The sequence below is a fragment of the Neisseria sp. HMSC067H09 genome (assembly GCF_001814135.1).
In the GTDB taxonomy this organism is placed as follows: domain Bacteria; phylum Pseudomonadota; class Gammaproteobacteria; order Burkholderiales; family Neisseriaceae; genus Neisseria.
Genome location: NZ_KV814901.1, coordinates 59,598 through 69,503 on the forward strand (window position 1 = coordinate 59,598; position 9,906 = coordinate 69,503).

Below are 9,906 nucleotides of genomic sequence, written 5' to 3' on the forward strand. Positions count from 1 at the left end.
AAGGCGAGGCAACGCCGTACTGGTTTAAAGTTAAGCCACTATATTTCTAGCGTTTCAAAGCCAATGTCAATACGCCCGCCGTAACCAGCCCCAGCCCAATCCATTCCTGAGTGCTGGGGCGTTCGTCCAAAAAGACCACCGCCATCAGCGCAACCAATACCAAGCTGAATTTATCGACGGGGGCGACTTGCGAAGCGTTGCCCAGTTGCAGGGCTTTGAAGTAGGCGAGCCAAGATGCGCCGGTGGCGAGGCCGGAGAGAATCAGGAAGGTCCAATTTCTTCCTGTAAACCCGTTCACACCCTGCCATTTGCCGGTATAGGTCAGGAACAAGACCAGCGCGGCAAGGATGACCAGCGTGCGGATGAAAGTGGCGAAATCTGAATCGATGCCCTGCAAACCCATTTTGGCGAAAATCGCCGTCAACGAAGCGAAACCTGCGGAAGCCAATGCCCAAAAAAGCCATGCGTTGCCGCTCATGTTTTTCCTTTCTGAATCAAAATCCGATCTTATGGGTGATGGGAGAGATACTATTTGACGTCCCTATATTATATCCATCCTATGATGCGAATGTTTCCCATCATACCACCGGATAGGATTGCTTTAAACGGAAAAGGCCGAATCCCTGACTTCGGGTTCGGCCATTTTGACGGTGAGAGATTATCTGAAATTTTATCGGCGGTATTGGGCGGAATCTATTTTCAGACGACCTAATTGTCTATCAGATAACTTTTTCTTTAAATTCTGGCTTTTTGTCGATAAAGCCGTCAATCGGCGCATAGCCGAGGAAGTCGGCGTTTTCATCCATGACGACAATCCAGTTTTTGATTTTCCCGCTGGTAAGCGGCAGGAAAAATAGAGGTTTGTCGGCTTGTTTGACGGAGGTGGCTTTGAGGATGTCCGCTTCGCTCATGTTTCGGGCGATGGCAAGTTCTGCCAAAGGTTTCATCGCACTGCGGATTTTCGCACGTTCGGCAGGACTGTCGGGCTGCCACCAATTCGGGCGCATACTCGGTTCTATGCCTTTGAGGGAAAGGCTGAGGCTTTCGTTGGCTTCTTCGACGGTTGCAGGATCGCGCAGGGCGACGCGTTCGATGCCGAACCACGGCAGTTGACGCATTTTTTCGGGGGCTTTGGCTAAATCCGCTTCGTCGATTTCAGCGGCGGTAACAATGTTGATACGGTCTTTTTCAAAGGCTGCAACGACGGGGCGCGCTAAGGAAACGCTGTGCAAGCCGTAAACCAGCGCGGCGAGCTGGATGATACCGACCAAAGAAAAATCAGTAATGCGTTCGCGCAGTTTTTTCTTAGGGCTGGCGAGAATCAGTGTTAGAAGGGGGCCGCAGACAATATCGACCGAGACGACGAGAGTGTACAAATTCAATCCGCCCGTCAGTTCTGAATAGGGGTAGGGATACCAGACAGCGAAGACCAAAAGTGCCGCGAGGCCTGCAAGAATCAGGCTGACGACAAGATGCCAGCCCGCGTTTTTGAGGGCAAAACGCCAACGGGAGGGAGTTTGGGTATTTTCCATTTGTTATTTCCGTAATGTAATTATTGAGGGAATTATTTTTGAAGGTCGGTATTATATATGAATATGACCGACAACATAGAGTTTCATGGTGCAAAACGTGAGGGATGTGGTGTGGCAGCAAAAAAGTTGAATAAAAAGGTTGTCTGAAAACGGATTTAGGTTTTCAGACGACCTTTTTATGTTATCTGCTTAACCCAAAACCGACGGCACGAATCGGGCGATGGTATCGCGCAGGACGATGAGTTTGCCGTGGAAGAAGTGGGATGAGCCGGCAATGGTGATGACGGGCAAACCTTGCGGTTCCGCCCAAGTCAGGGCTTTATTGATTTCGACAACTTCGTCCTCCGCGCCATGAATCATCAGGGTTTTGGATACATCGGGGACGGAGGCAGGCTCAGGACGGTCAGTGTAGTGGTGTACTGCCGCGCCGATGAGCAGCAGCAAATCCGGTTCGCGCTCTTGGGCGGCGAAGGTGGCGACATAGCCGCCGAAGGAGAAACCTGCCAATGCGAACAGTTCGGCTTCGGGGTGTTGCGCGCGGGCATAGTCGATGACGGCGATACAGTCTTGCGTTTCGCCGCGTCCGTAATCGTGTGTGCCTTCGCTGTTGCCTACGCCGCGCAGGTTTGGCAGGTAGCAGTGGAAACCGAGTTGCGATAAGGCTTTGGCGGCGGTTTGGATGACTTTGTTGTTGTTCGTGCCGCCTTGCAGCGGGTTGGGATGGTTGATGACTGCCACGCCGCGTGCAGGTGTTTGCACGGCTGGAAGATAGATGGTTTCGAGCAGCCCTGCGGGGCCTGCGATTTGGATGATGTCGGGTTTTTGCATGGGAGGTTTCCTTGGGGGGTGGTGTTTGGGTATGGGCATATGTTGTTGCCCGCAAGAGGTCGTCTGAAAACTGGGAATTCGGGTTTCAGACGACCTCTTGTTGTGTGATTTGTGTTACCACATCAATACTTTGGGCATGGGCGTTACTTCGTAACCGTCTTTGCGCAGCAATTCGATCAAGCCTTGTTCGGACATCAGGTGCATGATGCCGACGGCGAACAGCGTGCTTTTTTCGGCGGATTGGGCTTTGATTTCAGGCAGCCATTTCAAATTGCGGCCGACTAGCATGTCTTTCTCAAGCCAGTTCAACATAAAAGGGGCAAGTTCAGGGTATTTTTTCAGGGTGTCCCTGTCGTATTTTTGCTGGATGCCGGCGAAGCCTTCAAAGTTGCCTACTTCGTAAAGGCGGTACATTTCATTAATTTGTTCTGAAAAGGCTTTTTTGTCGTCTGAGATTTTCAAGATGCGGACGAGGGTGTCTTCAGGCAGGTTTGAAAAAAATGCCGCCATTTCGGGCATGGTTTCGAGGAAGCGGCGAGCTTTGCCTGTTTTTTGGGCTGACTTGGAAAGCAACATATCGACTCCGGTCATCGAGCTGTATTCGGCAGGATAAACGCTTTGGACAAATAGAAATGCTGCCCAAGGTTTCATACCGTCGGCTGCATCCGCCAAAGGTGCGGTTTCGGGATTTATGCGGAAGGCCTCTTGCAGGGCTTGGAAAGTCTTATCGCCGAGCTTGGCTTTCAGGGATTTGGTGTCGGTGGCTTGGTTGAAAAACTGTTGGTATTGTTGTTGCGTTTCCGGATTTTCTTCCGGCAATACGTCGGTTTCCGTGGTCAGTTGTTCGACGGAGGCAAGCAGGTTTTCGGCTTCTTTCGATAGGACGGCTTCTTTTTTGCCGATGTGGATGGTGCCGGCAAGGTAAGAGTCGGGCTGTCCTGCCTTACTGATTTTCCAAACGTTGCTGGACAGTTGCGGTACCGACCAGTCGACAGACGCAGCGGAGGCGGTTTTGATTTTTTCATCGGAAGCAGTATGTTCTGCCTCGGGTTGGCAGGCGGTCAGGGTAAGGAGGGTAAAGCCTGCGGCAAGGAGGGAAAGGAGTGGGCGCATGAAATTTCCTCTGAAAGATACGGGCAACGGGATGATGTGCAATGTATAGTGGATTAACTTTAAACCAGTACGGCGTTGCCTCGCCTTGCCGTACTATCTGTACTGTCTGCGGTTTCGTCGTCTTGTCCTGATTTTTGTTAATCCACTATATTTGAATGGTTGCAATACGCTAATCTGACAAGCAAGGTCGTCTGAAAAGGGATATGGGTTTCAGACGACCTTTATCTGCCGGATTCGGCCACTCTATTTCTGATGTTCCGCCAGTTTCAGGTAAACGCCGGCAACGTCTTGTTCGCCGTAACCTGCTGCGACGGCTTGACGGTAGCTCTCGGCAACGGTTTCAACGGCGGGCAGCGAATTGCCTGCCTGTTTTAATTCGTTGACAGCGAGGTTGAGGTCTTTGGAGGCGTGTTTGAGGGCGAAGGCGGGCGGGAATTCGCGGTTTGCCCACAGGGATTTTTTGGTTTGGAACATGGGCGAATCCATAGCAGAGCCGCCGACGGCTTCGATGATGGTGTCGGTATCGATGCAGAATTGACGCGCCATCAGCATGGCTTCGCTGTATGCCTCGCCGAAAATGCCCAAGAGCGAATTGAGCACGAGTTTCGCGCCGGAGCCTTTGCCGACGCTGCCGAAGTGGAAGGTTTTTTTGCCGAGGATGCCGAATACTTTTTGCAGCGGATTTAAAACATCCTCTTCGCCGCCGAAGAGAATCAGCAGCGTGCCGTTGGTGGCGGGGACAACCGAGCCGGAGACGGGGGCTTCGGCGAACTGTCCGCCCACCGCCTCGACGATGGCTTTGACGGCGAGGTTTTCTGACGGGGCGATGGTGCTCATGTTGACGATGATTTTGCCGTCAAGCTCTTTGCGGGTGTCTTCGTCGAGGATATCGAGGATGGCGGCGTAGTCGGAAACCATCAGAAAAATAACGGGATAAGCGCGGATAAGTTCGGCGCGGCTTGGGTAAACTTTCGCACCTTTGGTTTGCAGGTCGGCGGTTTTATCGGGTGAGCGGTTGTAAACACCGACTTCGATGCCCGCATCGAGCAGGCGCGTTACCATCGGATTGCCCATCTGCCCCAGGCCGATCCAGCCGATTTGAGTGTATTCATTGTTTGACATGGTGTTTGCTCCCTTGTTGGTTTGATTTGCCATCATATCGGTTTGAAGGTCGTCTGAAAAGTTTTGAAGGTTTACAGACGGTCTTTTTTGGGGAATATAGTGGATTAACTTTAAACCAGTACGGCGTTGCCTCGCCTTGCCGTACTATCTGTACTGTCTGCGACTTCGTCGCCTTATCCTGATTTAAATTTAATCCATTATACAAATGAGAACATCCGCCGCTATTCCTTTGCAAACAGGAATAGCGGCGGATTGGTGTTTTCTATAACTATGCTGTTTTTTCTTTTCAGACGACCTTTCGGATCAGTATCGGATATCGACGGTTACCTTGTCTTTATATTCGCCCGGGGTGTAGTCGGTGTTTTTTACTTCTGCCGAGATGGTGTGAATTTGGCTGTTGCCGTCGCCGGTAGATTTCAACGCGCTGCCTGATCCCGAAGGATTATTGCCCCATAGGTGGGCGTTTGTATGGGTACCCTTTTTGAGGCGGTAGGGGACTTTGTCAGTATTGGCTGGGTTGGTGGATTTCATCTCGCCGCTGCCTTCCTGATTACCGTTGGAAGGAATCAGACCGACGGTGTAGGGCGTGCCGTTGGTGCAGCGGACGGTAAGGTTGCCCGACTGTTTCAGGTTGGTGCTGCCCGCGGTGTGTGTGCCGAAGTCGATGTCGTCGGCGGAGATGAATTCGCAGACGGGTGCAACATGGGCTTGGACGACAAAAGGGAAGCGTTGTCCTGTATTCAAGTCGTTTCCGCAATCTGAAGGGTCAGGAGTACCATAACGTTCTGCCTTCCAGTTTAATACGGTGGAGTTGCCGGTAAAGTCTGCAATGTAATAATCCGAAGCCGTAGTGGGGATGGTGTTGCTTTGCCCGCTGACTAATCTAGCTCTGATGGGGATACTGCCAGTAAAGGTGCCCTTTAGCCCGATACGCATGACACCTGTTCCGACACTGCTGGGGGTGTTTGGCGTGTTACCCGTTCCCCAGTTGGTATTATCGGATTTAAGTAAGGATAGTTGCAGTGTTTGGGCGTTATTTCTGCTATGAACTATTCTCCGGGGGGTATATATGTTTGTAAACCCTCTCCCTCCGTCAATATTGAAGCACAAGCGTACTTTTACAGTATAGATGTCATTATTGGTGCATTGGTAGTGGATGGTGGCTTGAATATCTTCCGGCTGGTTGTTGTTTAGAAGGTTGATCCCATTGCTTTGACTTCCGAATACTAAGGCAGGATGACCTTTGAAAGTTCCGTTGCCTTGTACCGTCGCTGTGCATTGTACAAACCTGCCGGCTACACCGCTGTTTGCCCAAGCTTGCCCTGCGGACAGGGACAGCAGTCCGAATACGGCAGGCAATGTCATTTGTCGGAAAAGACGGTTTGCGGTTTTCAGAGGACCTTTCTTTATATTTATCTGCATATGATGTCTCCCAGTTCCGGGATGGAATCCGGATTGTGTGTTTCAGGGTAGTTCGCCTCAAATGTGCAAGTGCCGCCGTTTTCGGGGAGGATAACGGTGAAGCGGTTTCTGCCTTCTTTCATGTTTTCAATATATGTTTTGCCGTCGAAGCCGGTTACGGCTGCCGGTGTGCCGTCTTCGGCAGTAATGCTGCCGCCGCTCGGGAGTAATTGGTTTTGTGCGTCTTTCAGCGTCATGGTGGCGGCGCGGGTATGCTGGATTTTGAATTCGACGCGCATGCCCGAGCGTTCGGGCGGGGCGATTTCGGCGACGGTGTGTTCAAGCTGGACGTCCAGCGGCAACTCGGCAATATTGACGCTGACGGTGTTTTTTTGGTAGGCGGAGAGGCTGGGGATCAGTGCCAGCCCTTTGCGGTTGGTTTTGCCTACGGGCATACCGCCTGCGCGGATGGGGACGTCCGCCATATCGCCGGTGCTGACGACGGCGAAACTGTCGTTGACTTGGCGGGTGGCGAAGAGGCTGCCGCCCATGAGGACGAGGCCGCCCCTCCAGCCTGCGTTCCAGTTGCTGTTGCCGCTTTGGCTGTAAACGTTTGCCCAGCCGTCGCCGTAGGTGTTTTGATGGCGGATGTTGCCGTTGAAGGTATTGCTGCGGCTGCCGTTTGTATTGTCGTTTTGCTGCCAGCCTATGCCCCAGCTGGTGCTGCCCATGCCGCTGCTGGTTTTGTTCAGGGTTGCCTGATAGCTGTTGTTGTGTTTGTTTCTGCTGATGCCTGCGGAGGTCGAATAGCCGTTGTCGAGGCTGACGGAGAGGCCTGCGTGGAAACTCAGTTCGCGCCTGTTGCGGAAGTTTTTATTGGCGCCGGCGTAGAGCGAGGTGCGGTTTTTGAAGCTGCGGCTCCAGCCGAACGAGCCTACGCCGTCGGCAGGACTGCCTTCGGTGTAGGAATGGACGTAGGACAGGCTGAATGAGCCGAGTTTGTCGCTGCTCCAGCCTGCGGATGCGGAGGCGGATGTGGCGGGGGGGCGGGTGGCTTTGAAAAAGTCTGCGCCGTATGCAGTGTCGCCTAGTTCGGCAAATTGCCCGTTGGTACGGCTTGCGCCCGCGCTGAAGGAGAGCCTGTCCCATTGGGTACTGAAAAACGCGCTACTGCGTCGTCCTGTTTTGCCCGCAAAGCGGCTTTCGGCATAGGTAAGATTGAGTTGTCCGAGCGAACCCAATACGGTATCGGCGGCAATGCCCGCCTGACGGTAGCCGCGCGCGGCTTCGCCGTGGATTTGGGCGGTCAGGGTATTGCTGACGCCGTAACGCAGCGTGCCGGAGGCGGCGGGGTCGGATTGGTATTTTGCGGAACGGATGCCGTAATCGCGGCGGACGTAGCCTGCTTCAAACGACCATTCGTTCAAGCCTTTTGCCAAAAGTCCGCTGCTGCCGTAAAGCGGCATATCGACGACGACGGTGCGCCCCAGTACGTCGGTGGCAACGACTTGGGCGTTGCTGCGGCCGCTGATGGACGGCGGCAGGATGAGTTCGTATTCGCCCGCTTCGATGTCGCGGCTCATTTGTTTGACGCCGTCGAGGTAGAGGTCGACCGTGCCGGGCAGGGTGCTTTTGCCGAGGTAGGAGCGCAGCGGGGCAGTTTGTTTCCACGGGCGGGTGTTGTAAGTGCGGGAGATTTTGATACCGCCGATGCGTGTGCCGCCCCATGAGCCGATTTGTCCGGTCAGGGTGTCGCCGACGGTCAGCGATATGCCTTGTTCGGGCCAGACGGTGCGCCAGTAGGTATCCAGGCGGGCGGTGTTGCCGCGGGAGCCGCTTTCTTTGTTGCGGCTACGGTTGGCAAATTGGGTGTGGTTCAGATAGCCCCAAGGCGTACTCAAACGCATTTCGCCGAAAACGCCCTGTGTGCCGTTGCCGGAGCGGTTGCGCGAGATATTGGCGTCATAGTTCAGAACGGCGGCAAAGCCGGGTTTGGCGATGGCGTAGCGGTTTTCCTGCAATGCGCCGATTCGGGCGGTTTTCAGGTCGGGCTGCCATTCGAGGGGGGCGGTGAGATCAAGGGTTTGCGCGGCGGCATCGTATTTCGCCTGCAAGCCGGGGATGGTGGAGAGTTCGAACCATACGCCCGCGCCGGGTGTGGATGCGCCGTCCTGAATTTCAGGCACAACGCCGTTTTTGCCTGCTTCGGCAGCTTCTGCGTCGGGCAGGGCAATGCCATAGGCGCGCAGAGATTCGGGACGTGCATACAGCACGCCGTTACGCGACATGAAAGGTTCGATACCGTCGCGTATGCTGCCGTTGACTTTGACCTGCGGGTAAACAGTCAGCCAGGCCTGCTCGTAGGCAGCAGGTGCAGCCTGCGTCAGGATGTCTTGAGCAGGGGAGGGCAGGGCGTAGAAACACAGCATCAGCGCGGCACTCAGCCGGGTGAGCCGTGTCCTTAGATCATGGGGCGGCAAACCGTACCTCCGTTTGGATCGGCATGCCGTTTACCGTGGCATTCAGACGACCTGGATTCAGGGAAGCGGGGGAAACTTCCAATTCGCGTTTCCAAGTGTTGCCCGGCAGGACGTAGCCCGCCAGACCACTTGCCAGCGTCAAGGCGTCTTTGGCAGAGGTCGTCTGAAAAGTAATATTGCTCAGTTGCGCATGGGCATTGCCCGTGTTTTCGGCAACCAAAACCGCTTTGCCGTTCGCGGCTTTTTCCGCACGCCATTGCAGCTTCGGTTCGGCATTGTTTTGAACGTTGACAAACAGCGGCAGCGAATAGCGCATCACCAACTGAATGCCTTTTCGTGGTTTCGCATCGGGAGCGGGCAGCTCGTCCACGATCAAGCGGTAGGCTTCTTCTGCCTGTTTGTCGGACGGTTTGACGCGCATCACGCGGAATTGCTGCTGCGCACCCGATTCCAGTTTGACCATGGGCGGGCTGGCAATGACGGCATCGGTAGGTTCGAGCACTTCACCGCCGTTTGCGTCCTGCGTCCAACGGAATACGCGCACTTGTGCCGTCAACGGCTCTGCGCCCTTGTTTCCCAAAGTAAAAATACCCGCCCGCTGTTTGGCGGGCAGGGAAAGCGATGTCGGACTGACTTGCAAGCCGGCGGCATGGCTTGGTAAAACCGCTGCCGCCGTCAGCATACCGACAAGTGTGCTGATTGCTTTTTGCATGAGGATTTTTTAGTTGTTTTGTTTTGAGGGAGTACCGGATTAGTAGGTCAGGGTTACTTTTACGCGGTCTTGGTAGATGTCGGGGGTTTTGTCAGAGAGCTCATTTTGTGGAACTTTGGCAAAAACAGGCAGCATGATGGGAGTGCTTAAACCTTTGCCCGTTAGAGATAGTGCATTGGTATCTTTGCCCCATTTATCTGAACTGATACCATCACCAATTGTTTCAGTTTCTGTCCCTTTATTGTTCACAGTAGGTTTATAGAGCTGATAAGCGATTTTGTCTCGGTTAGTATTTTTCAAGCCACTCATAGAACCGAGACCTTCCGAATTGCCATTGCCTGGTTCTAAAGCAACTTGGAACACAGTGTTTTTGCTGCAAGTGACGTGGATACCGTTTGCTGCTTTACCGACATTGTCTTTTTCTAGTTCGGCACTGTTGGTTTCTGCAAGGTGGGATGCAAAGTCAATGTCTGCCCCCGCAGTTGCATCCTCTTTGGCTGTAATTGCATCTGTTTTTCCGCTGGCAACAGTGAATGCTTCGCATGATCCAGTTACTGTCAGTTTGACATTGAAAAATTGGCTCGTGCCGCTAGAAACAACAGCAGCCATTGCAGTATTGCCCATCATCATGAGAGAAGCCAGGGCAAGAGAAGTTAAAGTAAAACGGGTTTTCATCGGAATTTATCCTTGTATGTGAGTTTAGATGTGTATTGACACA

9 protein-coding genes and 2 pseudogenes are annotated in these 9,906 nt (G+C 53.4%); all 11 read right to left on the reverse strand.

The annotated features are described in order from the left end of the window. Positions 1–46: 46 nt before the first annotated feature. Positions 47–478, reverse strand: a complete 432-nt coding sequence (locus tag HMPREF2954_RS05215) for an EamA family transporter (protein WP_016687139.1) — start codon at positions 476–478, stop codon at positions 47–49. Positions 479–719: 241 nt separating this feature from the next. Then, positions 720–1,532, reverse strand: a complete 813-nt coding sequence (locus HMPREF2954_RS05220; RefSeq protein WP_045074130.1) for a hypothetical protein — start codon at positions 1,530–1,532, stop codon at positions 720–722. A gap of 189 nt (positions 1,533–1,721) precedes the next feature. Further along, positions 1,722–2,360 (reverse strand): alpha/beta hydrolase, encoded by a 639-nt coding sequence (locus HMPREF2954_RS05225; RefSeq protein WP_045074131.1) that lies wholly within the window; start codon positions 2,358–2,360, stop codon positions 1,722–1,724. Positions 2,361–2,474: 114 nt separating this feature from the next. Continuing rightward, complete coding sequence (locus HMPREF2954_RS05230; RefSeq protein ID WP_045074133.1) at positions 2,475–3,473, reverse strand: TraB/GumN family protein; 999 nt, start codon at positions 3,471–3,473, stop codon at positions 2,475–2,477. Between the two features lies 1 nt (position 3,474). Continuing rightward, positions 3,475–3,615 (reverse strand): annotated as a pseudogene (locus HMPREF2954_RS12920) (IS5/IS1182 family transposase); the annotation flags it as partial. Between the two features lie 101 nt (positions 3,616–3,716). Further along, a complete protein-coding gene (locus tag HMPREF2954_RS05235; protein ID WP_045074165.1) occupies positions 3,717–4,595 on the reverse strand; it encodes an NAD(P)-dependent oxidoreductase in 879 nt (292 codons plus the stop codon). A 90-nt stretch (positions 4,596–4,685) separates the two neighbouring features. After that, positions 4,686–4,797, reverse strand: a pseudogene (locus HMPREF2954_RS12925) (IS5/IS1182 family transposase); the annotation flags it as partial. 101 nt (positions 4,798–4,898) lie between these two features. Continuing rightward, the gene (locus HMPREF2954_RS13380) at positions 4,899–5,531 is read right to left on the reverse strand and encodes a Csu type fimbrial protein (protein WP_285045178.1); all 633 of its coding nucleotides are present in this window, start codon (positions 5,529–5,531) and stop codon (positions 4,899–4,901) included. Between the two features lie 476 nt (positions 5,532–6,007). Continuing rightward, entirely contained in the window at positions 6,008–8,425 is a 2,418-nt protein-coding gene (locus HMPREF2954_RS05245; RefSeq protein ID WP_070689035.1) for a fimbria/pilus outer membrane usher protein, read from the reverse strand. A 37-nt stretch (positions 8,426–8,462) separates the two neighbouring features. Then, positions 8,463–9,188, reverse strand: a complete 726-nt coding sequence (locus HMPREF2954_RS05250; protein ID WP_045074141.1) for a fimbrial biogenesis chaperone — start codon at positions 9,186–9,188, stop codon at positions 8,463–8,465. A 39-nt stretch (positions 9,189–9,227) separates the two neighbouring features. Further along, the gene (locus HMPREF2954_RS05255) at positions 9,228–9,863 is read right to left on the reverse strand and encodes a spore coat protein U domain-containing protein (RefSeq protein ID WP_045074143.1); all 636 of its coding nucleotides are present in this window, start codon (positions 9,861–9,863) and stop codon (positions 9,228–9,230) included. Positions 9,864–9,906: the final 43 nt, after the last annotated feature.

Bases quoted from the DNA above. Each gene is read 5' to 3' on its own strand.
- HMPREF2954_RS05225 (WP_045074131.1), bottom strand. From the start codon at position 2,360: ATGCAAAAACCCGACATCATCCAAATCGCAGGCCCCGCAGGGCTGCTC.
- HMPREF2954_RS05255 (WP_045074143.1), bottom strand. From the start codon at position 9,863: ATGAAAACCCGTTTTACTTTAACTTCTCTTGCCCTGGCTTCTCTCATG.
- HMPREF2954_RS05220 (WP_045074130.1), bottom strand. From the start codon at position 1,532: ATGGAAAATACCCAAACTCCCTCCCGTTGGCGTTTTGCCCTCAAAAAC.
- HMPREF2954_RS05235 (WP_045074165.1), bottom strand. From the start codon at position 4,595: ATGTCAAACAATGAATACACTCAAATCGGCTGGATCGGCCTGGGGCAG.
- HMPREF2954_RS05245 (WP_070689035.1), bottom strand. From the start codon at position 8,425: ATGCTGTGTTTCTACGCCCTGCCCTCCCCTGCTCAAGACATCCTGACG.
- HMPREF2954_RS05250 (WP_045074141.1), bottom strand. From the start codon at position 9,188: ATGCAAAAAGCAATCAGCACACTTGTCGGTATGCTGACGGCGGCAGCG.
- HMPREF2954_RS05230 (WP_045074133.1), bottom strand. From the start codon at position 3,473: ATGCGCCCACTCCTTTCCCTCCTTGCCGCAGGCTTTACCCTCCTTACC.
- HMPREF2954_RS13380 (WP_285045178.1), bottom strand. From the start codon at position 5,531: ATGCGTATCGGGCTAAAGGGCACCTTTACTGGCAGTATCCCCATCAGA.
- HMPREF2954_RS05215 (WP_016687139.1), bottom strand. From the start codon at position 478: ATGAGCGGCAACGCATGGCTTTTTTGGGCATTGGCTTCCGCAGGTTTC.